This window comes from Catenuloplanes atrovinosus (assembly GCF_031458235.1).
GTDB lineage: Bacteria > Actinomycetota > Actinomycetes > Mycobacteriales > Micromonosporaceae > Catenuloplanes > Catenuloplanes atrovinosus.
The window spans coordinates 2,330,144-2,352,081 of sequence record NZ_JAVDYB010000001.1 but is presented as its reverse complement, the minus strand read 5'-3'; the positions used below and the strand labels follow the sequence as shown (position 1 = coordinate 2,352,081).

General features: G+C 73.5%; 20 protein-coding genes and 1 pseudogene. 15 read left to right on the top strand and 6 right to left on the bottom strand.

Going from position 1 to position 21,938, the window contains the following annotated elements:
* Positions 1–76 precede the first annotated feature (76 nt).
* The 7 genes from J2S41_RS10510 to J2S41_RS10480 all read left to right on the top strand — a co-directional run bounded on the left by J2S41_RS10510 (position 77) and on the right by J2S41_RS10480 (position 8,092).
* Entirely contained in the window at positions 77–1,279 is a 1,203-nt protein-coding gene (locus J2S41_RS10510) for a two-component system sensor histidine kinase NtrB (protein ID WP_310366146.1), read from the top strand.
* Between the two features lie 94 nt (positions 1,280–1,373).
* Positions 1,374–2,522, top strand: coding sequence for a response regulator (locus tag J2S41_RS10505; RefSeq protein WP_310366145.1), 1,149 nt, complete (start codon positions 1,374–1,376; stop codon positions 2,520–2,522).
* Between the two features lie 22 nt (positions 2,523–2,544).
* On the top strand, positions 2,545–2,934 hold the full coding sequence (locus tag J2S41_RS10500) for a response regulator transcription factor (protein ID WP_310366143.1): 390 nt from the start codon (positions 2,545–2,547) through the stop codon (positions 2,932–2,934).
* A 97-nt stretch (positions 2,935–3,031) separates the two neighbouring features.
* Complete coding sequence (locus J2S41_RS10495; RefSeq protein ID WP_310366140.1) at positions 3,032–4,714, top strand: S8 family peptidase; 1,683 nt, start codon at positions 3,032–3,034, stop codon at positions 4,712–4,714.
* A complete protein-coding gene (locus tag J2S41_RS10490) occupies positions 4,711–6,990 on the top strand; it encodes a sensor histidine kinase (RefSeq protein ID WP_310366138.1) in 2,280 nt (759 codons plus the stop codon). The genes J2S41_RS10495 and J2S41_RS10490 overlap by 4 nt, the downstream gene beginning before the upstream one ends.
* Complete coding sequence (locus J2S41_RS10485; RefSeq protein WP_310366136.1) at positions 6,987–7,586, top strand: HD domain-containing protein; 600 nt, start codon at positions 6,987–6,989, stop codon at positions 7,584–7,586. Before J2S41_RS10490 ends, J2S41_RS10485 begins: the two co-directional genes overlap by 4 nt.
* Positions 7,587–7,645: 59 nt before the next feature.
* The gene (locus J2S41_RS10480) at positions 7,646–8,092 is read left to right on the top strand and encodes a DUF4383 domain-containing protein (protein WP_310366133.1); all 447 of its coding nucleotides are present in this window, start codon (positions 7,646–7,648) and stop codon (positions 8,090–8,092) included.
* Positions 8,093–8,144: 52 nt separating this feature from the next.
* On the opposite strand, the gene J2S41_RS10475 is transcribed toward J2S41_RS10480, so the two are convergent.
* On the bottom strand, positions 8,145–9,110 hold the full coding sequence (locus tag J2S41_RS10475) for a glycoside hydrolase family 6 protein (protein WP_310366132.1): 966 nt from the start codon (positions 9,108–9,110) through the stop codon (positions 8,145–8,147).
* Between the two features lie 195 nt (positions 9,111–9,305).
* On the opposite strand from J2S41_RS10475, the gene J2S41_RS10470 reads away from it, so the two are divergent.
* Together J2S41_RS10470 and J2S41_RS10465 are read left to right on the top strand one after the other, a co-directional pair.
* Positions 9,306–10,319, top strand: a complete 1,014-nt coding sequence (locus J2S41_RS10470; protein WP_310366129.1) for a LacI family DNA-binding transcriptional regulator — start codon at positions 9,306–9,308, stop codon at positions 10,317–10,319.
* A 191-nt stretch (positions 10,320–10,510) separates the two neighbouring features.
* On the top strand, positions 10,511–11,989 hold the full coding sequence (locus J2S41_RS10465) for an endo-1,4-beta-xylanase (RefSeq protein WP_310366126.1): 1,479 nt from the start codon (positions 10,511–10,513) through the stop codon (positions 11,987–11,989).
* Positions 11,990–12,035: 46 nt separating this feature from the next.
* On the opposite strand, the gene J2S41_RS10460 is transcribed toward J2S41_RS10465, so the two are convergent.
* The 3 genes from J2S41_RS10460 to J2S41_RS10450 form a co-directional block, all read right to left on the bottom strand.
* Entirely contained in the window at positions 12,036–12,494 is a 459-nt protein-coding gene (locus tag J2S41_RS10460) for a hypothetical protein (protein ID WP_310366123.1), read from the bottom strand.
* A 159-nt stretch (positions 12,495–12,653) separates the two neighbouring features.
* Positions 12,654–13,634, bottom strand: coding sequence for an SMP-30/gluconolactonase/LRE family protein (locus J2S41_RS10455; protein ID WP_310366120.1), 981 nt, complete (start codon positions 13,632–13,634; stop codon positions 12,654–12,656).
* A gap of 21 nt (positions 13,635–13,655) precedes the next feature.
* Complete coding sequence (locus tag J2S41_RS10450) at positions 13,656–14,258, bottom strand: hypothetical protein (RefSeq protein WP_310366118.1); 603 nt, start codon at positions 14,256–14,258, stop codon at positions 13,656–13,658.
* 49 nt (positions 14,259–14,307) lie between these two features.
* On the opposite strand from J2S41_RS10450, the gene J2S41_RS10445 reads away from it, so the two are divergent.
* Both J2S41_RS10445 and J2S41_RS10440 read left to right on the top strand, forming a co-directional pair.
* Positions 14,308–15,084, top strand: coding sequence for a MerR family transcriptional regulator (locus J2S41_RS10445; RefSeq protein ID WP_310366116.1), 777 nt, complete (start codon positions 14,308–14,310; stop codon positions 15,082–15,084).
* 2 nt (positions 15,085–15,086) lie between these two features.
* The gene (locus tag J2S41_RS10440) at positions 15,087–15,527 is read left to right on the top strand and encodes a cupin domain-containing protein (protein ID WP_310376342.1); all 441 of its coding nucleotides are present in this window, start codon (positions 15,087–15,089) and stop codon (positions 15,525–15,527) included.
* A gap of 363 nt (positions 15,528–15,890) precedes the next feature.
* Here the strand turns inward: J2S41_RS10440 and J2S41_RS10435 are convergent.
* Positions 15,891–16,115, bottom strand: a pseudogene (locus J2S41_RS10435) (ketol-acid reductoisomerase); the annotation flags it as partial.
* A 148-nt stretch (positions 16,116–16,263) separates the two neighbouring features.
* Here J2S41_RS10435 and J2S41_RS10430 point away from each other — a divergent pair.
* From J2S41_RS10430 to J2S41_RS10415, 4 genes are all read left to right on the top strand, one after another.
* Positions 16,264–16,767, top strand: a complete 504-nt coding sequence (locus tag J2S41_RS10430) for a GNAT family N-acetyltransferase (protein ID WP_310366114.1) — start codon at positions 16,264–16,266, stop codon at positions 16,765–16,767.
* The gene (locus tag J2S41_RS10425) at positions 16,760–17,653 is read left to right on the top strand and encodes an alpha/beta hydrolase fold domain-containing protein (protein WP_310366112.1); all 894 of its coding nucleotides are present in this window, start codon (positions 16,760–16,762) and stop codon (positions 17,651–17,653) included. Before J2S41_RS10430 ends, J2S41_RS10425 begins: the two co-directional genes overlap by 8 nt.
* A gap of 71 nt (positions 17,654–17,724) precedes the next feature.
* Complete coding sequence (locus tag J2S41_RS10420; RefSeq protein ID WP_310366110.1) at positions 17,725–19,977, top strand: FdhF/YdeP family oxidoreductase; 2,253 nt, start codon at positions 17,725–17,727, stop codon at positions 19,975–19,977.
* A 217-nt stretch (positions 19,978–20,194) separates the two neighbouring features.
* Entirely contained in the window at positions 20,195–20,887 is a 693-nt protein-coding gene (locus J2S41_RS10415) for a hypothetical protein (protein ID WP_310366107.1), read from the top strand.
* Between the two features lie 12 nt (positions 20,888–20,899).
* Here the strand turns inward: J2S41_RS10415 and J2S41_RS10410 are convergent, their stop codons facing one another.
* The gene (locus J2S41_RS10410) at positions 20,900–21,904 is read right to left on the bottom strand and encodes a TerC/Alx family metal homeostasis membrane protein (protein ID WP_310366104.1); all 1,005 of its coding nucleotides are present in this window, start codon (positions 21,902–21,904) and stop codon (positions 20,900–20,902) included.
* Between the last annotated feature and the right edge of the window lie 34 nt (positions 21,905–21,938).

Below are 21,938 nucleotides of genomic sequence, written 5' to 3'. Positions count from 1 at the left end.
CAACTGGGAGCCGATCGCGCCGATGGGGCGATAGGGACGGCTCACGGCGGTCCGTGGCGGGGATGGGGGATTCCGCGTGTCGCGTCAGGCTGAGGAATTCCGGTCCATCGTCATGGACAACATGGCGGAGGGCCTGTACTCCACGGACGAGCAGGGCCGGCTCACCTCCCTCAACCGCGCGGCGTCCCGGATGCTCGGCTGGACGGAGCAGGAACTGCTCGGCCGGGACGTGCACCGGACCGTTCACGCGCCGTCGCCGACGGCGGACTGCCCGCTGCTGCGCGTGCGCGCGACCGGCGAGCCGGTCGAGGCCGACGACGAGGCGTACGTCCGCAAGGACGGCACGGTCTTCCCGGTGCGGTACTCGGCCGCGCCGCTGGACGTCGGCGCGGACGTCCCGGGACTGGTCGTGGTCTTCCGCGACACCACCGAGCAGCGCCGCCGGCAGCAGCGCGAGGTCGAGGACCGCCACGACCAGAAGCTGGAGTCGCTCGGCCGGCTCTCCGCCGGGCTGGCCCACGAGATCAACACGCCGATCCAGTTCGTCGGGGACAACACCCGGTTCCTCGCCGGTGCGTACCAGCAGATGCTCGATCTTCTGCTGGTCTACCGCGAGTGCCTGGAGCCCGACCACGGGGAGCGCCCCTGGGAGGAGCGCAAACGCCGGGCCGCGGAGGCCGAGCGAGCCGCGGACATGGATTATCTGGCCGCCGAGGTGCCCGGCGCGGTGGCGCAGAGCCTGGAGGGGATCGAGCGCGTCGCCTCGCTGGTCAGGGCGATGAAGGCGTTCAGCCACAAGGGTACGGAGGAGCGCGCCTACGCCGACCTGAACGAGGCGATCCGGACCACGGTCACGGTGGCCCGCAACGAGGTCAAGTACGTGGCCGACGTGGTGCTCGACCTGGACGACATCCCCGAGCTGCTGTGCCACGTCGGCGACCTCAACCAGGTCTTCCTGAACCTGCTGGTGAACGCGGCGCACGCGATGGAGGGCCGCCAGGAGCGCGGCGAGATCCGGATCAGCACGCGGGCGGAGGACGACACGGTCGTCATCACCTTCGCCGACGACGGCACCGGCATCCCCGAGGAGATCCAGGGCCTCATCTTCGAGCCGTTCTTCACCACCAAGGAGGTCGGCAAGGGCACCGGCCAGGGCCTGGCACTGGCGGCGGCGGTGTGCGCCAAGCACGGCGGCACCATCGACGTCGCCTCCCGCCCGGGCGAGGGCGCCGTGTTCACCCTCCGGCTGCCGATCGCGGGAAGGCGCGAGCCGGCATGAGCGCGCGGGCGAGCGAATCGCTGACTCAGCGCCGGCCACGCCGGGACCGCGGCTTCCACGGGGGCCCGGCATGAATCGTCCGAGGGTTCTCTTCGTGGACGACGAGCCGCGCATCCTGGACGGGCTGCGCCGGTCGCTGCGCGTCAAACGGGACGAGTGGGACATGTCCTTCGCCGACGGGGGTGAGCCGGCCCTGGAGGCGCTCGCCGCGGACCCGTACGACGTGGTCGTCTCCGACATGCGGATGCCCGGGATGGACGGTGCTCAGCTGCTCGCCGAGGTGAGCCGCCGGCATCCGGAGGTCGCCCGGGTCGTGCTGTCCGGGCACACCGAGCGGGAGTCCGCGATCAAGGCGGCCATCGCCGGGCACCGCTTCCTGTCCAAGCCGACCGAGGCCGACGTGGTGATCGACGTGGTGGGCCAGCTCATCGTCCGCACGTCGGCCGCGCACGGCCGGCGGGCCCGCCGGATCGCCGGGGCGGTCCGGTGGCTGCCCGCGCTCCCCCGGCAGGACGCCGAGCTGGCCGGCCTGCTCGGCGCCGCGGAGGTGGACCACGACCGGGTGATCGACGCGGTGGTGCAGCACATCTGGCTCTCCGCCAAGCTGCTGCAGCTGTCCAACTCGGGCTTCCTCGGCTCCCGGTCGAAGAACGCCTCCATCGCCGCGGTGATCGGTGCCATGGGGGTCTCCACCATCCAGGGCCTGTTCGGCGCCGCGTCCGCGCAGGACGCGCCGGTCGGCTGGACGCCGGCCACCGAGGCGTACGTGCGGACGGTCTGGCGGCACGCGGTGGCGACCGCGCTGCTGGTGGAGCAGGTGGCGTCGCCGGCGCACCGCCCGTACGCGCAGGCCGCCGCGCTGTTGCAGGACGTCGGGCGGCTCGCCGCGCTGAACGGCGACGCACCCGATCCGGCCGCGGCCGGCCACGACGGCCTGCCGTTCCGCGACGTGGGCGTGGAGCTGCTGCACCTGTGGGGCCTGCCCGCGCCGATCGTGACCGCGGTCGCCGAGCGCGACCTGCCGCACGAGCCGGCCGAGTCCGGGCTCGGCGTGACCGGCGCGCTGCGCACCGCGCACCTGCTGGTGCAGCAGACCGACGCCCGCGATCCGTCCGCCGGGCGGCGCGACGACGAACTGGCCCGGCTGCTGGCCCATCCCCAACTGGCCGTCCGCGACACCGACTGGCGCCGGGCGGCGCAGGCGGCGTCGACGCGGGCCGGAGACCGTTTCGAGACCCGATGACAGCGCAGACGACGGAGGGATCATGGCGACCATCCTGGTGGTGGACGACGACCCGGCGATCCGGCAGCTCCTGACCGACGTGCTGGAGATGGACGGGCACGTCGTGGCGGTGGCCGTGGACGGCAACGACGGCCTGCGCGCCTACGACGTGCTCCAGCCCGACTTCGTGATCCTGGACGTGATGATGCCGGGTCTGGACGGGTACGGCGTGCTGCGGTCCATCCGCGGCCACGAGGGCGATCCCGTGCCGGTCCTGATGCTCACCGCCGCCGCCGATTCCGACTCGGCGGCCCGCGGCTGGGCGGACGGCGTCGACTACTACCTGGCCAAGCCGTTCACCGCGGACACGCTGCTCGATCTGGTCGAGGGCGTGCTCGGCGACCGCGTCCCGGGCGTCGGTGACGACGGGTAGTGCACCGGGTGTGATCCGGTTTCCTCAGCCCTCCGGCCGGGCGGCCGATGCTGATCTCGCCTCATTCCCCCAGCACACCCGCGAAGGTGGCAGGAACATGGAACACAGCGGTAGCAGGCGGGCACCGGCCCGTCGCACGATAGCCCTGGCGGTGGCCGCAGCCCTCGCCGTCACCTCGGTCGCGGTCCCGTTCACGGCCACGCCCGCCGTCGCGCATGCCGGTTCCGGCTGGCGCGAGGTCGTGGTGACCGGCCCGGCCGGAGCCGCGGACGCCGTGCTGGCGGCCGGCGGCGAGGTGCTCGCCTCCCTTCCGGTGGCCGGCGGCGTCGCCGCCCGGTTGCCCGGCGACGCCCGGCTCGACCCGCGCTGGCTGGTCGCCCCGCAGCGCGAACTGCGGGTCGCCGCCACCGGCACCACCGACACCACGGCCACGGCCACGCTGCGCGACACGCTCGGCCTGCCGGCCGGCGGCGGCGAGGGCGCCGGCGTCACGGTCGCGGTGGTCGACACCGGGATCGCGGACGTGCCGGATCTGGCCGGCCGGGTCGCGCAGCGGGTCGACTTCACCGGCACCGGTGCGGGCGACGGCTACGGGCACGGCACGTTCATGGCCGGCCTGATCGCCGGCTCCGGCGCGGCCTCCGGCGGCGCCTACCGGGGCGTCGCGCCCGCGACCTCGCTGATCGACGTGAAGGTCGCCGACGCCGCGGGCAGCACCGACCTGATCACCGTGCTGCGCGGCCTGCAGTGGGTCAGCGACAACGCCGGGCAGGTGCAGGTGCTGAACCTGTCGCTCTCCTCGGGCAGCACGCTGCCGTACCAGGTGGACCCGCTCAACCAGGCGCTGCGCGCGCTGTGGAACCGCGGGATCACCGTGGTCGTACCGTCCGGCAACGAGGGCCCGGAGGCCGGCACCGTCACCGCGCCGGGCAACGACCCGCTGCTGCTGACCGTCGGCGGCCTGGACGACGGCGGCACCGCGGACCGCGGCGACGACGTCGTGGGCGTGTGGTCGGGGCGCGGCCCCACCGCGCAGGGCGACGCGAAGCCGGACCTGGTCGCGCCGGGCGGCCGCGTGGTGAGCCTGCGCTCGCCGGGCAGCGTCGTGGACACGGCCGCGCCGCAGGCCCGGGTCGGCACCGACTACTTCCGGGGCTCCGGCACGTCGATGGCCACCGCGGTCACCTCCGGCATCGCCGCGCTGGCGCTGGCGGAGGAGCCGGGCCTGCGCCCGGACTCGGTGAAGACGCTGTTCACCGAGACCACGTACGCCGCGACCGGGCTGGCCCGGTCCGCCGGCGGCGGCTCCGGCGGCCTCGACGCCGCCCGCATCCTGGACGAAGCCGGCGAGTGGCGGTCACAGCCCGCCGACCAGGCTCAGACTCGGGACATGGCCACGCTGACCAGGGACGCGAAGCAGTGGGCGGCGCTGGAGACCGCGCTGCTCGACGGCGACGGCAACGCGTCCGCCGCGCTGTGGAACGCGCTGAGCCCGGCCTCCCGTGACTGGGCGGCGCGCGCCTGGGCCCAGCTGGACCCGGCCGCCCGCGCCTGGGCCGCACGGGCCTGGGCGGCCCGCGCCTGGGCCGGCGCCGGCGAGGAGTGGGCCGCGCGCGCCTGGGCGGCACGTGCCTGGGCGGCACGAGCGTGGGCGGCGGACGACTGGGCCGCGCGCGCCTGGGCGGCCCGGGCCTGGGCCGACGCCGACTGGGCCGCCCGCGCCTGGGCGGCGGACCGCTGGAGCGCCCGGTCCTGGGCCTGGATCCGCACGGACACGTGACGATCACGCCGACACCGACGGGCCACCCGGGCGCTCTCGCCCGGGTGGCCACCGCCGTGCGCGAGGCGCGCGGCGATCCGGTGCTGCGGCGGGTCGCCGCGGTGAGCCTGCTCGGCGCGGCCCTGGCGGCCGTGGTCCTGTGGCTCACCGCGGACCGCGGCGGCGTGATGGACGGTGTCGGCCTGAGCGACGCCTGGCTGGTGCCCGGCCTGATGGCGCTGACCTGCGCGGCGGAGCTGACCGTGGTCCGGCTGCGGCACGGTGACGCGGTCGAGGAGCTCAGCCTGTACGAGGCCGCGCTCATCATCGTCGTGCTGCTGCTGCCGCCCGGGCTGGCGCTGCTCACCGCGCTCATCGCGCTGGTCGTGGCCAGCGCGGTCCAGCGCCGCCCGCTGGTCAAGGCGGTGTTCAACCTCGGTACGTACGCCGCCGCCGTCTCCGGCCTGATCCTGGTGGTGCACGCGGTCGGCGGAACGCCCGGGCACCTGACGCCCCGGGTGCTGGCCGGCGTGCTGCTGGGCACGCTGCTGTTCACCGTGATCAACCTGGGCTGCCTGGCGCAGATCCTCGGCGTGGTCTCCGGCGTCTCGCCGTGGCAGATCATCCGGGACGAGGCGCGGCTGTCGCTGTACATGGCGCTCGGCACGGTCGCCACCGGCCTGACCACCGTCGAGATCGCGCGGCACAGCCCGATGCTGCTGCCGTTCATGGCGCTGCCGGCGCTGGCGCTCACCTTCGCGTACCGCGCGGCCGCGCAGGAGGCGGACGAGCGGGCGCGGTCCGCGCGGCTGCTGGAGCTGTCCCAGGTGCTGGCCGAGCGCGAGGACCTGATCCGCCGGTTCCTGCTGCTGGTGCGCGACGCGTTCGACGCGGACATCGCGGTGGCCGTCACCGTCGCGGGCACGGCCGTGAGCGTGGACGCGGACGCGCCCGGCGAGGTCGCCACCGGGCCGATTCCGGCGTACCTGGAGCGGCTCGGCGACCCGGACCGGCCGGCGCACCTGACCACCGGGCTGACCGCGGACCTGCGTGACCTGCTGGTCGTGCCGGTCGAGGCGGGCGGGCGCCGGTTCGGGACGGTGGCGCTCGGCGCCCGTACCCGGCGCGGCCGGCGGCTGTCGACGCGGGACCTGACGCTGCTCGCGCCGCTGGGCAACGCGCTGGCGGTCGCGCTGCGCGGCGCCGAGCACCTGGACCGGCTGGTCGAGGAGTCGAGCAAGCTGCACGCGGTGGTCGAGCAGTCCTCGGCCGGCATCGTGATGGTGGAGGAGGACGGCGTCGTCCGGATGTGGAACGAGGCCTTCGCGGAGCTGACCGGGGTCAGCGCCGCCGCGGCCGACGGACGGCCGCTGGCCGGTCTGCTGGACGTGCCGGACGACGACGACCGCGCCGGCCTGCTGCCGGTCACGCCGGCGTCGCCGCAGACCGCCACCGAACTGACCATCCGCCGCCCCGACGGCGAGCTGCGCCGGCTGCGGCTGGCGCACTCGGCGGTCTTCGACACCGGCCGGCTGGTCCGCGACGTCGTCGTGATCACGGACTTGACCAGGGAGTACCGGGCCGAGCGCCTGAAGTCCGACTTCATCGCGACGGTGTCGCACGAGCTGCGCACGCCGCTCACGCCGATCATCGGCTATCTGGACCTGCTGCGCACCCGCGGCGACCGGATGACGCCGCAGAAGCGCGCGCAGTCGCTGGAGCTCGTGGCCGACCGCGCCCGGCACATGTCCCGGCTGGTCGAAGACCTGCTGCTGGCGTCGCGGGTCGGGGACGGTCAGGACGAGCCGGCGCTGCGGGTGGATCTCGGCGCGCACGACCTGGTCGCCCTGGTCCGCCAGGTCACCGGTGACCTCGGCGGCGACGGCGGCCGGATCGTGACGGACGTGCCCGGGGAGCCGGTGCCGGTCCGGTGCGATGCCGGGCGCACCGTGCAAGTGGTGGGCAACCTGGTCGGCAACGCGCTCAAGTACTCGCCGGCCGACGCGCGGGTGGACGTCCGGCTGCACGTGCGCGCCGAGCTCGCCTGGGTGGACGTGACCGACCGGGGCCGGGGCATCCCGGCGGACCAGTTGGAGAAGGTGTTCGAGAAGTTCCACCGGGTGGAGGACCCGATGACGATGAGCACCGGCGGCACCGGCCTCGGACTGTTCATCGCGCGCCGGCTGGCCCAGGCGATGGACGGCGACATCGCGGTGACCTCGACGCTCGGCGTGGGATCGACGTTCACGCTGGCCCTGCCGCTGGCCGAGCCGGTCGTACCGGACAATGGGGCGTGATCATTCCGAGTGACCGCCGGATCCGGGACCTGCACGAACGGTACGCGCCGCACCAGGCCGCGTTCGACCTGGTCTACACGCACTGCGAGATCGTCTGCGCGATCGCCGAGCAGCTGATGGACGGCCGGCCGGACCTCGATCTCCATCCCGGGCTGGTACGCGCCGGATGCCTGCTGCACGACATCGGCGTCTACCGCCTCTACGACGACACCGGCGCGCTCCACGGCCGCGACTACGTCCGGCACGGCGTGCTCGGCGACGAGTTGCTGCGTGCGGAAGGACTGCCGGAGGTGCTGTGCCGGATCTGCTCGCACCACACCGGCGTCGGGATCAGCCGCGCGGACGTGCTCGCGCAGCGGCTCCCGCTGCCGCCCGCCGACTACCTCGCGGAGACCGCGGAGGAACGGCTGATCATGTACGCGGACAAGTTCCACAGCAAGAAGACGCCGCCGGTGTTCAACTCCGCCGACGCGTTCGCCGCCTCGATCCGCCGGTTCGGCGCGGACAAGCCGGCCAGGTTCGCGCAGCTCCGCGCGGAGTTCGGCGATCCCGATCTGGCGCCGCTGACCATCCGGTACGGGCACGCGCTGAGGTGAGCACGTTTACCGCCATCGGGACCGGGCACACGGCCCACCTCTCGATGGAGGTAAATGTCATGGCCAACCACTCCTCCGCGACGGCGGTCACGCGGTCCCCCATCCGCACCGCCGCGCTCGCCTACGCCGTCGTCTTCCTGCTGGTCGGCATCCTGGGCTTCATCCCGGGCGTCACCACCGACTACGGCACGATGCAGTTCGCCGGGCACGAGTCCGAGGCTAAGCTGCTCGGCCTGTTCCAGGTGTCCATCCTGCACAACGCCGTGCACCTGCTCTACGGCATCGCCGGGCTCGCGCTCGCCCGTACCGTCAGCGGCGCCCGCCTCTACCTGGTGGTCGGCGGCGCCGTCTACCTGGTGCTGTGGCTCTACGGCCTGGTCATCGGCCACGACACCGCGGCCAACTTCGTGCCGCTGAACAACGCGGACAACTGGCTGCACCTGTTCCTGGCGATCACCATGATCGGCCTGGGCCTGCTGCTGGTCCGGCGCCCGGCCCGCACCTGAGCCGTACCGTGGTGGGGGCGCCGGATCGCCCCCACCACGGCGCGTGGGCGGGTCAGTGTCCGTAGACCAGCCGGTAGGCCACCTCCGGCAGGAACTGCCCGGCGGTGGAACCGGCACCGACCCCGCAGTCGCCGTCCGACTCGCCGGGCGTCTTGAGCCACAGCAGCATCTCGGCGCCGCCGCCGAGCTGGGTGGGCGTGCCGATCCGGCGGCCGGCCGGGTTGCACCACTGGCCGTTGGCGCCGTTGCCGTTGCGGCTGGTGTCGATCACGAACGGCTTGGTGTACCCGAAGCGCTGCAGCTCGGCGGCGACCCGGTTGCCGTACGCGCTGTTCTCGCCGGTGGTGAAGTAGTTGGACACGTTGAGGGCGAAGCCGCGCGCGCCGGACACGCCGGCCTGGTTGAGCCGCTGCGCCATGGTCGCGGCGTCGACCCAGCCGGGGTTGCCCGCGTCGAGGTAGACCCAGGTGTTGGCCGCCTTGGCCCGGAACTGGCCGACGGCGCGGGAGAGCATGCCGACGCGGTCGTTGATCTGCGCCTGGCTCATGCAGTTGAAGTCGCCCAGCGCGTCCGGCTCGATGACGACCACGGCGGGCCGGCTGCCGATGGCGCCGGCGAACGAGGAGATCCACGCGTCGTAGGCGGCGACGCTGCCGGCACCGCCGCCGGAGTGGCCGCCGCAGGCGTCCCGGCCGGGCAGGTTGTATGCCACCAGCAGCGGCAGCTTGTCGACCGCGTCCGCGGCCCCGACGTATCCGCCGACCGCGCTCGCGATGTCGCCGCTCCAGTTGCCGAACCAGCTCGCCATCGGCCGCTGCGCGATCTCGGTGCGGATCGCGGCGGCGCGCCCGTCACCGGGGTTCGCCGCGACCCAGGTGGCCGGGCTGGAATTCGGGTTGACGTAGAAGCCGCTGGTCTGGCTGATCGGGTCGGCGTGGGCGGCGGGCGCGGCGGCCAGCACCGCGGGCACGGCCAGCGCCAGCGCGGCCAGCGCCGTGGTGAGCAGAGGTCGTTTCATGGGGGTTCTCCTCAGAATTCTGGAAGCGCTTCCAGTCATATACGTCGATGTGCTTCCGTCTGATACTCGGCAAATCCACCCACGCGTGTCAAGAAGCTCGCGCGGCACTGGAACCGCTTCCAGCCATTCGTCGCCATCGACGCCGCCGGTCGATACGATCGGTCGCGATCCCAGCGTGGAAGGACCGGCGGCGAGATGGCAGCGGCGGCACCTCGGCGACAGCCCACCCTGGACGAGGTGGCCGAGCGGGCCGGCGTGTCACGATCCGCGGCGTCGCGGGCGATCAACAAGGCGCCGCACGTCAGCCGCGCCACCCGCGACGCGGTCGAGACCGCGGTCCGGGAACTGGGCTACCTGCCCAACCGCACCGCCCGCGCCCTGGCCACCCGGCAGACCGGCATCGTCGCACTGGCCGTCTCGCACGACGATCCCGAACTGTTCGCCGACCCGTTCTACGCGCAGGTCATCGTCGGCGTCTCGGCCGCGCTCGAAGACACCGACCTGCACCTGCTGCTGTGCCTGGCCAGCTCCGGCCGGGGCCGGTCCCGGCTGCTGAACCTGCTGCAGACCCGCGGCGTGGACGGCATCATGCTGATGGCGCTGCACGGCGACGATCCGCTGACCCACATCGTGGACCGGGCCGGCCTGCCCGTGGTGCACGGCGGCCGGCCGCTGCGCACCGAGCCGCGGTGGTACGTCGACTCCGACAACGCCGGCGGGGCACGCCTGGCGACCGAGCACCTCATCGGGCTCGGCCGCACCCGGATCGCCACGATCACCGGCCAGTTGCTCACCGACGTCGGCGACGCGCGCCACCGCGGATACCGGGAAGCCATGGCCATGGCAGGACTGACCCCGCACGGTACGGCCGAGGGCGACTTCACCGAGGCCGGCGGCGCCGCCGCGATGAGGTCCCTGCTGGATCGCCACCCCGACCTCGACGCGGTCTTCGCCGCCAGCGACAACATGGCGGCCGGGGCGCTGCGCGTGCTGAGCGGGGCGGGCCGGTCCGTACCGGCGGAGGTGGCGGTGGTGGGCTTCGACGACCTCGGCATCGCCACCCGCACCGACCCGCCGCTCACCACGGTCCACCAGTCGATCCAGGCGCTCGGCCGGGAGATGGCCCGGGTACTCGTCGCCGTGATCGCCGGCCAGGAGCCCACGTCGATCATCCTGCCCACCAGACTGGTGCGGCGCGGCTCCGCCTGAACTCCGCAAATTCCGGCCGCACACCTCGCCGTGAGGCGATCACGCGCCGACGTCCGACACGGGTGTGAGCAGCACGTCGACGGCGTGGATGATTCCGGAACGTTTCCGGGAGTTGACATCCCGAGGACGCCGTATCGATACTCGCCACATCGACAAGCATCGACGTTGGTCGCTGACCCGAGAGGCATCCCATGAGTCGCAGCCCGGATCACCGCACGAGACGACGGAGCATCGCGCTGACGGCAGCGGCGCTGCTGCTGGCCGGCGGCGCGGTGGCCGTCCAGTCGACCACCCCGGCCGCCGCGGCCGAGACCACGCTGCGGGCGGCCGCCGCCAAGGCCGGCCTCTTCTTCGGGGTCGCCGCCTCCCCCGGCCGGCTGAGTTCGATCGTGGCGCAGGAGTTCAACCAGCTCACGCCCGAGAACGACATGAAGCCGTCCACCATCGCCACGTCCAGCGGCGGGCTGCAGAACACCGGCAACGCGGACACGCTGGTCAACTACGCGCAGAGCAACAACATGCTGGTCCGCGGCCACACCCTGGTCTGGCACTCGCAGGCCGGCGCGCTGCAGGGCGCCAGCCAGGCCACGCTGAACACGTTCATCGGCAACGCGCTCACCCGCTGGGGCAACCGCATCGCGTACTGGGACGTGGTCAACGAGGCGCTGGACGACAACAACACCGGCGCCCGCCGCACCGTGTGGCCGCACACGCTCAACCGCGACGCCAACGGCGACGGTGACCTCTTCGACGCCGGCGACACCGACGTCATCCGGGACTCGTTCATCCGGGCCAAGCAGGTCGTCCAGGCCAACGGCCTCAGCACCAAGCTGTGCATCAACGACTACGACGTCGAGGGCCTGACCGTCCAGGGTGGCACGCCGAACCGCAAGGCCAACGCGCTGTACGACATCGTCCGCACCTACCGGCAGTACATCGACTGCGTCGGCTTCCAGGCGCACTTCAACGACAACCCGAACAGCATCATCAGCAACGACCTGCAGGCCAACATCCAGCGGTTCGCCGACCTCGGCGTCGAGGTGCACATCACCGAGCTGGACATCGACGACGACCTGAGCAACAACGACATCGGGCAGGGCCAGGCGGACAACTACCGCAAGGTCGTCCGCGCCTGCCTCAACGTCGCGGGCTGCACCGGCATCACGGTGTGGGGCATCGCCGACAGCGAGTCGTGGCGCGCCTCCGAGCGGGGCCTGCTGTTCACCGGCGGCAACGGCAACTACCAGAAGAAGGCCGCCTACACCGCGGTGCTGGACGAGCTGAACAAGGGCCGCGCGGGCACGCCCTCGACGCCGCCGGTCACCCCGACCACGCCGAACACCTCACCGAGCCCGACGTCCAGCCCGTCACCGCAGCCCGCCGGGTGCGCGGCGGCGGTGTCGCTGAACTCCTGGAACGGCGGCTTCGTCGCCACGGTCCGGGTCACCGCCGGCTCCGCGCCGGTCAACGGCTGGGCCGTCGGGGTGAACCTGCCCGCCGGCGCCACCGTCACCAACACCTGGAACAGCACCGCCACCGGCACCAGCGGCGCCGTCCGGTTCACGAACGCCGGCCACAACGGGCGGATCGCCGCGGGACAGTCCACCGAGTTCGGCTTCCAGGGCACCGGCTCGGCCACCGGCATCACACCCACCTGCACCGCGTCCTGACCCGTCCGTGTCCGGGGCGGGTGACGCCGCCCCGGACACGGACGGGTCAGCCGCGGGCGTACGGGTTGACCTGGACCTGGCCCTCGACCGGGGTCCAGCCGGCGTCGCCGTTGATGTCGTACGACTCGTCGGCGAACCCGTCACCGTCGACGTCGCGCAGGATCACGTCGATGTCGCCGTCGCCGTCGGAGTCGATGTCGGCCTCGTCGGCCACGCCGTTGCCGTCGACGTCGAAGAGCCGGGTCTCCCGGAGGCCGTCACCGTCCGTGTCGTGCTCGCTGAACTCGACCAGGCCGTTCTCGTCCAGGTCGTGGTACTCGCTGTCCATCGGGCCGTCGCCGTCCTGGTCGATCACGGTGCTCTCCGCGACGCCGTTCTCGTTCAGGTCGTACTCGGCCTTGTCGGTGACACCGTCGCCGTTGTAGTCGTGCAGGATCGTGTCGATCACGCCGTTGTCGTCGCTGTCGACCTCGGTGATGACCGTCTCGCCGTAGAACTCGCTCATGTCCGCTCCCCCTCTGTCGCTCCGCGCCGCCGGTGGCGCTGCGACAAAACTATGGGAACCGGCACGGCCGCGTTATCCCGGATTTATGCCACCACAGTGAACGGTGCGGTCCTCCATACAGGAGACTTTCCGCAGGTCAGCACAGTGTCGGACCGGCCGTCAGGAACGGCGCAGCCGGCGGGCGAGGCCGACCGCGAGGGCCACGGCCACCAGCACGGCCGCGCCCGCGATGACCGCGATCCCGGCCGTGCCGAGCCCGCCCCGCGGGCTCTCGGCCGCGGCCGGCGCCGGTGCGGCGGACGGCGACGCCGACGGCGTGGGCGCCGGGACCGCGGACGGGTAGCGCAGCACCGTGGGCGTGGCGCCCTCCGAGACCGTGAGCAGCGACGAACCGTCCGCGCTGTACGTGACGGACTCGCCCTGCGGCTCGTCCGGCAGCGGCGTCGCCTCGGCCGTACCGCCGGTGATGCTCGCGACGACGTCGCCGTCCGTGACGGGGAACTCGAACGCGTCCGCGTACGTGCGCAGCGCGACCCGGGTGCCGTCCGGCGACACCGCGCCGCCGGTCACCACGTAGCGCCCGGCGAAGCCGAACGGGTTGCCGGTCGACGTGTCCGGGATGCGGAACGTGCCGGCCTCCCGCAGCGTGCCGCCGTCCGCCACCGCGTACAGCCCGGCGGCGAACGGCTCCTTGGTCACGACGATCGGCGTGCCGTCGCCGTCCAGCAACAGCGCCTCCGCGTCCTTGGCGCCGTCCGGATAGGTGTAGCGCGCGAGCACCGGCTCGTCCCCGCCCGGGTCGAGGCGCCACAGCGCGACCGTCTCGCGCACGGCGCCGTTGTCGCCGATGTCCGCGACCCAGACCGTGCCGTCCGGCGCGACCGCGAGATCCTCGGTGTCGCGCGGCTCCGACGGGTAGCGCACCTCGCGCACCACCGCGCAGCCCGCGTCGAGGAAGAAGATCCGGCGGGCGGCCGGGTCGTCCGCGCCGTCGTTGACCGCGACGTAGCCGTCGGCCGTGGCCGCGAACCCGGACAGCTCCGCGAGCCGCTCGTCGCGCACCGTGCAGACGGTCTCCGCCGCCGGGGCCGCGAACCCGCCGGTGAGCAGCAGCACCGCGACGGCGAACCCGGACCTCACCCGCACAGTCTTCCATGCCGGTCAGGCGCGGCGCGGAGCGGCGCGCAGACCGTGGATCAACCACCAGACCATCACGGGTACGTGCAGCAGGTAGCCCACCTGCTCGGCCGCGGGCGACGGCGTACCGGTGCCGAAGGTCCACGGCAGCACCACGGCGGCCAGCCCGGACGCCGCCGCCAGCAGCCCCGGCCACCGGCCCCGCGCGGCGGCGAGGGTGGCCGCGGTCCACAGCAGCCCGGCCAGGTTGACGCCCCACTTCGCGGTGAGCATCACCGCGGCGGCCGTGGTGATCGCGGCCGGGTCGGCGGGCGCGGCGGCCAGCTGGGTGACCGCCAGGTTCCCGGCGTCGTGCAGCATCCCGGCGAGTCCGGCCGCGGCGAGCAGGCCACCGGCGAGCGGGTCACCCCGCCGCCCGCCGGCGATCGACAGGCCGGCCGCGGTCAGCGCGAGCCAGCCGAGCACGTCCAGCGCCAGCTCGACCAGGTGCAGCGCGGTCCGCTCGTGCACGGCGGCGAGCGCGGACGCGGGGTCGGACGGATTCAGGGTGAGCCCGGATGGCACGACGAGCACGGCGGAGGCCACCATGGCGAGCGGGGCGGCGATCAGCAGGATGCGGGTCCTCATGCGCCGGACCGTAGAACCCTGACGCAGCGCGAGGGTCAAGGAGGACGCCGTGTGGCGGATCGGGCGACTGGCGCGGATGACCGGCGTGTCCGAGCGCACGCTGCGCCACTACGACGCGATCGGGCTGCTGCCACCGGCCGCGGTCTCGCCGGGCACCGGATACCGCTGGTACGGCGCGGCCGAGCTGACCCGGCTCGAACGCATCCGCGGCCTGCGGCGGCTCGGGCTGTCGCTTTCCCGGATCGCCGAGCTGGCCGACGCGCCGGACGCCCGGCTGCGGGCCGCGCTGACCGAGACGGTCGCCGGGCTGCGCACGTCGATCGCGGAGCTGACCGCCGCGGTCCAGGCCGCCGAGGACCGGCTCGCGGACCCGTCCGGGCTGCTACCGCAGCGCGCGACCGTGGGCGCGCGGACGCTGCGGGTGCGGCGGGGGCACGTCGGGCACCCGTCCGGCCTGGCCGCGCTCTGCGGCGACGAGCCGGCCCGCGCGCTGCTGACCTGGCTGCCCGGCGCGCCGGCCGGGGGCTTCGACGCGGCCGTGACCGTGCCGCGCGGCGAGCCGCTGACGCTGCCGGGCCGGGCCGTGGTCCGCGCGGTGGTGCCGGCCGGCGCGGGTCTGGTGGCGTCCGGGCGGGCGCTGTTCGGCTGGGTGGACCGGCACGGGCTGGCGGTGGACGGGCCCACGCTGGAGGAGCACCTGGTGGACGGCGACGGCGGCGCCGCCACCGTGCTGGAGATTCCGGTACGCCGCTCCGGTGAACCGGGGTGGTATCCCGCTCGTCCGTCCGATGTGCCCGAGAGGTCGACAGTGAAGGAGCAGACGTGACGATGCAGCGACAGGCCCGGCGCACCGCGGTGATCGCCGCGGCCGTGGCCGCCACCACGCTCGGCATGGCCGGTGCCGCGCGGGCGACGCCGCCCGGCCCGGGCGTGGTCGGCACGATCATCGCGCAGCACACGGTCGGCGGGACCGACTACGTGCTGCGGGAGATCACCATCCCGGCGGGTCAGGCGACCGGCTGGCACTACCACGACGGGCCGCTCTACGCGACGGTCCGGCAGGGCGCGCTGAGCCACTTCGACTCGACCTGCGCGCAGGACGGCTACTACCCGCGCGGCAGCTTCATCCACGAGCCGAGCGGCGACGACGAGGTGCACATCGGCATCAACCGCGGGCGTACCCCCGTGGTCCTGGAGGTGTTGTACGTGCTGCCCACCGGCTCGCCGCTGTCCCGCGACGCGGCGAACCCGGGGTGCGACTTCGAGTGACCGGCGATCATCGCCCGGGCCGGTAGCGGCCCGCCGCCGGCCCGCGACACCGCGCGCGGGCCGGCGTATCGCACGTCACAGCCGGTGAACCTTTCCCGGTCCCGCGCGTCCGAAGCACCGTGAAGGATCTCCTGTACGGCACGATCGCCCGCCTCCTGCGCGCCGCCGGCTGGATCTACTGGCACCTGGTGGTCAGGCACCGGGACTCGGCCGACCGCTGAGCCCGGCGGGGGATCTCCGCGCTCAGGCCGTCTCGGTGATCGGGCGGTCCACCCAGCTCATCATGGCGCGCAGCTCGCGGCCGGTCTCCTCGATCGGGTGCGCGGCGGCCCGCTCGCGGTACGCGGTGAACCGCGGCCGGCCGGCGGCCGCGTAGGGCAGCGCCAGCGGGAACGCGGTGCCGGTCGCGTCCTGCTCGACCGCGACCAGCACCGGCACGCCCTTGCCGTCGACGAACTGGCGGCGGACCAGGTGACCGGGGGCCTTCGGGGCGATCATGGCGACGTCCACGTCCGCGGGCGCGGTGACGAACCCGTACCGGATGTTGAAGCCGTGCGCGAACATCAGCGCCTCCCCGGCCTTCAGGTGTTCCTCCCTCAGCCGCCACCATGACGACCCGTGCCCCACAGACGGCGGAGCGGGGCATGCGGATCGAATCGGACAGCGCGACGCGCGTCACATCACAGAACCGGCCGCGCGCGCGTCCGTCGTACCTCGCATGCGGGAGACGACGACGATGACGGTACGTCCGTGGCAGGCCGACGACTACGCGCTGCTGAGCGGATTCGAGTCGCACCTGTCGGCGGAGACGGTGTGGCGCCGGTTCTTCACCGGCGGGTCCGCGCTGCCCGCCGCGTACCGCCGGATGCTGCTGCGCCAGCAGGACCCGGCCGCGCCGCCGTGGCTGATGCAGGTCACCGTCGCGGACGGTCACCTGGTCGGCTGGGCCGAGTGCCGGGGCGGGCCCGCGCACGGCTACGAGGTCGCCGTGATCGTGGCCGACCCGTGGCAGCGCAACGGCATCGGCACCCGGCTGCTGCGCGAGCTGCTCGGCCGGTGCGCCGAGGCCGGCATCGACGAGGTCCGCGGCTACGTGCTGCCGGGTAACCCGGCGATGGCCGGCGCGGTACGGCACCGCTCGTTCACCGCCGCGGACGGCGCCCACTGGACCGTGTCCCACCGGCTCGCGGACGGCCTGCGCGAACACGTGCTGCACCTGGCAGTATCGGATCATGGCTGATGCTGGCAGGGACCGGTTCGGCGCGCCGCCCGCGGGCGAGCGCCGCGGCGACCGGATCGAGTACCGCGACGCGTTCGTGGCGCAGGAGCAGGGCTACCGGCCGCTGCTGCTCGACCTGATCGTGCCCGCGGACGCCGGCGGGCCGGTCCCGGTGGTGCTGTGGATCCACGGCGGCGGCTGGCTCAACGGCTCGCCCAAGGTGACGCCGGACTGGCTCGCCGGCGAGGACCACGTGGGCCGGGCGCTCGCCGCCGGTCTCGCGGTGGCGCTCCCCGCGTACCGGCTCAGCCGCGAGGCCGCGTTCCCGGCGCCGCTGCACGACCTCAAGTCCGCGGTGCGCTACCTGCGCTTCCACGCCGCCGAGCTGGGCATCGACCCGGCCCGGGTGGGCGTGTGGGGCGAGTCGGCGGGCGGGTTGCTCGCGTCGCTGGTGGCGCTGGTGACGGACCCGGCGCTGGAGGGCACGGTCGGGGTGACCGATGGGGACTCGTCCGTGCAGGCAGCGGTGATCTGGTACGGGCCGTCGGAGCTGGCCACCATGCGGGCGCACCAGCATCCGCGCGCGACCGGGGACCACGACGCGGACGACTCGCCGGAGTCGCTGCTGATCGGCGCGCCGGTGACCCGGTCCCCCGAGCGGGCCGCGGCGGCGAGCCCGGTGACGTACGTGCGCGCGGACGCGCCGCCGATGCTGCTGCTGCACGGCGAGGAGGACGTGGTGGTCGGGTACCGGCAGAGCGTCGCGCTGGCCGACCGGCTGCGGGCGGCGGGGGCGCGGGTGGAGCTGGGCCTGGTGCCGGGCGCGGACCACCTGTTCGGCGGCGCGGATCTGGGTGCGCAGGTGCGGCGGAGCGTGGCGTTCCTCCGGGACGCGCTCCGGGCGTGACTGCCGCCCGCACACTCATCCCGACGCCTGACTAGTGCGAAAAGGATCTCAACCGGCATAAGGTCTCCCCCATGGTCAAGAACGCTCCCACCGACGACCTCGGAGACCGTGATCTCCACGTCGCACCGCCCAAGAAGGCGGCGGCCGGCGTGCCCGGTGTTCTGCATGGGCTGGCCGCCGCACAGCAGCAGATGGGGGTGCGGCGCAGCGCGCTCACCCTGCTCAAAGTCAATCAGGCGGGCGGATTCGACTGTCCGGGGTGCGCGTGGCCGGAGCCCGCGCCGAACGACCGGAGTCACTTCGAGTTCTGTGAGAACGGCGCCAAGGCGGTCGCGGAGGAGGCGACGCTGCGGCGGGTCACGCCGGAGTTCTTCGCACGGCATTCCATATCCGACCTGGCCGGGCGGTCCGACTACTGGCTCGGGCAGCAGGGGCGGCTCACCGCGCCGGTGGTCAAGCGGGCGGACAGCGACCACTACGCGCCGATCTCCTGGGACGACGCGTTCGCGCTGATCGCGGAGCGGATGCGCGCGGTGGAGCCGGACCGGTCGGTGTTCTACACCAGCGGGCGCACCTCGAACGAGGCCGCGTTCGCGTACCAGGCGTTCGCCCGGGCGTACGGCACGAACAACCTGCCGGACTGCTCCAACATGTGCCACGAGTCGTCCGGCGTGGCGCTGATGGAGACGATCGGCATCGGCAAGGGGTCGGTCACGCTCGAGGACGTGCACCGGGCGAAGCTGATCGTGGTGGTCGGGCAGAACCCGGGCACGAACCACCCGCGCATGCTCACGGCGCTGGAGAAGGCGAAGAAGGCGGGCGCCACGATCGTGGCGGTCAACCCGCTGCCCGAGGCCGGCCTGCTGCGCTTCAAGAACCCGCAGCACCCGGACGGCGTGGTCGGCCGGGGCACCGCGCTGGCCGACCACTACCTGCAGATCCGCGTCGGTGGCGACCTGGCGCTGTTCGCGGCGCTCGGTCACCTGCTGCTGCCGCACGCGGACACCGGCTTCATCGAGGCGCACACGTCCGGGTTCGAGGAGTACGCGCGGGCGCGCGCCACCGTGGACTGGGCCGTGATCGAGACGCAGACCGGGCTCGCCCGCGCGCAGATCGAGGAGGTCGCGGCCCTGATGGCGGCGTCGGACGCGACCATCGTCTGCTGGGCGATGGGCCTGACGCAGCGCTCCGACTCCGTACCGACGATCCGTGAGGTCGTCAACGTGCAGCTGCTGCGCGGCATGGTGGGCAAGCCCGGCGCCGGCCTGTGCCCGGTCCGCGGCCACAGCAACGTGCAGGGCGACCGCACCATGGGCATCATCGAACGCCCGCCGCCGTGGGCCGGGAACCTGACGCGTGAGCTGGGCGTCGAGGTGCCCGGGACGCACGGGTACGACGTGGTCGAGGCGATCCGGGCGATGCGCGACGGCCGCGCGAGCATCTTCATGGCGCTCGGCGGCAACTTCGCCGCCGCCGCGCCGGACACCGACGTCACGCTCGCCGCGCTCGCCTCCTGCGACCTGACCGTGCACGTGTCCACGAAGCTCAACCGCACGCACACCACGCCCGGCCGGGTATCGCTGATCCTGCCGTGCCTGGGCCGCACCGAGCGGGACCCGGCCGGGTTCGTCACGGTCGAGGACTCGATGTCGGCCGTGCACGCCTCCGTCGGCCGGCTCGCGCCCGCCTCCCCCGACCTGCTGTCCGAGCTGGCCATCATCTCCCGCCTGGCGCGCGCGGTGCTGGGTGCGGACCTGCCGTGGGCTCGGTGGGAGGAGTCGTACCCGGCCGTGCGCGAGGTGATCGCGAAGGTGGTGCCCGGCTTCGACGACTACGAGGCGAAGGTCGCGACCCGCGAGGGCTTCACGCTCCCGCACGGGCCGCGGGACTCGCGCGAGTTCGCCACGCCGGACGGCCGGGCGCGGTTCACGGTCAACACGATCGTGGAGCGGACGCTGCCGCCGGGCCGGCTGCTGTTGCAGACCATGCGCAGCCACGACCAGTACAACACCACGATCTACGGCCTGGACGACCGGTACCGCGGCATCTCCGGCGGCCGGCGCGTCGTCTTCGTCAGCGCGACGGACCTGGCGTCGCTGGGCCTGGCCGACGGGTCCATGGTGGACATCGTCTCGGAGTGGAGGGACGGCGTGGAGCGTCGCGCGCCCGGCTTCCGCGTGGTGGAGTACCCGATCGCGGCCGGCTGCGCGGGCGCCTACTTCCCGGAGGCGAACGTGCTGGTCCCGCTGGACTCCACGGCCGAGCTGTCCAACACGCCCACCTCCAAGGAGATCGTGGTCCGCCTGGAGCCGGTCACGGCCTGACGAACCACCCCGTTTGCGGCCGCGGCGCGCGGGAACTCTTCCGGGTCCCGCGACCGCCGTCTCCTCGTCTGGGTCCACGGCGGCGACACCGCCGGACGCACGGCCCGGCCGGACAAGCCCGTTCCGGCCGGGCCGTGCCCCGCCCCACGGGGGTACGGCTGAGAGCGCCCTGAGCGTGCCGGGCCGCCACGGCCGCTTTCTCGCTACCGTCGCCCGCATGACCACGCGTCTCCTCTCCGCGGGCGCGCTCGTGCTCGGGCCGCTGCTGTGGCTGTGCGGCCTGACGATCCGCGCGATCGCGGGCGCCCGTGTCCCGGACCATCTCCGCGACGAGCCGTTCGCGGTGCCGGGCGAGCTCGCGGTGTACCGGCTGGATCCGGCTCTGGTGGTCGCCGGCTACGCCGTGTTCCTGGCCGGCGCCGTGGTCATGGTGATCGCGGTGGCCGTGCTGACCCGCCTCGCCACGCCCGGAGCGCCGGTGCTGGCCCCCGTGGGCGGGCTGCTGCTGGCCACCGGGCTGGGGGCGCGGCTCTACTGGGCGGGCGTGGAGCAGACCGCGTTCGGCCTCGCGGACGCGTACGGCACGGAGTTCGCGGTGGCGTTCGTGCTGGACGCCTACGCGGACCTGTCGTACGGGCCGTGGCGGCTGCCGGTGATCGCCGCGTGCGGGCAGTACGCCGGCGGTGCGCTGCTGGCCGCCGCGCTGTACCGGGCACGCGTCCTCGGGCTGGGCCGCGCACTGGTGGTGGCGTGGTGGGCGACCATCTGGGGCGGCGTGCTGAAGGCGGCCGGCTGGGGCGAGCTGCCCGGCGCGCTGCTGCTGGTGCTCATCCTGGTGCCGGTCGCGATCGAGGTCGGGCGCACCGGATCGGTGCGCCCGTCGTCCCGGCGCCGGTTGCTGAGCTGGTAGGCCGGTCGTGGATCACCGGTCGCGGTCGTCGTCGCGGCGGGGGCGGACGCGCAGCGAGCCGGCGTGGGCGGTCGCGGTGGGGTCGCGGCGGACCCGGATCAGGCTGGCGACGGTGGCGATGACCAGCACGCCGATGATGACGGACAGCGACAGCGGCGTGGAGACGGTCGGGATGGCGTCGCTGAGGTCGTGCGCCCAGTGCAGGATCAGCTTCACGCCGATGAACGCGAGGATCACCGCCAGCCCCACGGACAGGTAGACCAGCCGGTCGAGCAGGCCCTTGACCAGGAAGAACAGCGCGCGCAGGCCGAGCAGCGCGAACGCGTTGGCGACGAAGACGATGTACGCCTCCTCGGTCACGCCGAACACGGCCGGGATCGAGTCGAGCGCGAACAGCAGGTCGGTGCCGGCGATCGAGATGAGCACGATGAACAGCGGCGTGGCGACCCGGCGGCCGTCGACGCGCGCGAACAGGTGGCCGTCGTGGTAGTCCGTGGTGGTCGGCAGCACCCGGCGGGCCACCTTGACCAGGCCGTTGTCCTCCACGTCCGGGTCCTCGTTCCGGTGCCGGAAGAGCTGGATCGCGGTCCAGATCAGCACCAGCCCGAAGATCAGGAACATGAACGAGAACAGCGACAGCAGCGCCGCGCCGAGCGCGATGAAGATGACGCGCAGCACCAGCGCGGCCAGGATGCCGAACGTGAGCACCTTGTGCTGGTGCTCGGCCGGCACCGCGAACGTGCTGATGATGATCACGAAGACGAAGAGGTTGTCGATCGACAGGCTCTTCTCCACGATGTAGCCGGCGAAGTACTCGGTGCCGTACTCCCACCCCACCTGCCCGGCGAACACGACGCCGAAGACCACCGCGACCGCGATGTAGAAGACCGACCACGCGGTCGCCTCCGCGAATCCGACCGCGTGCGGGCGCAGCCAGCCGGCCAGCAGGTCGATCGCCAGCAGCGCCACGATGACGCCGATCGTCAGCGCCCAGCCGAGCGCGGTCACCTCGAGCATGCGACTCCCTTCCGAGCGGTTCGCGGCTCTTTAC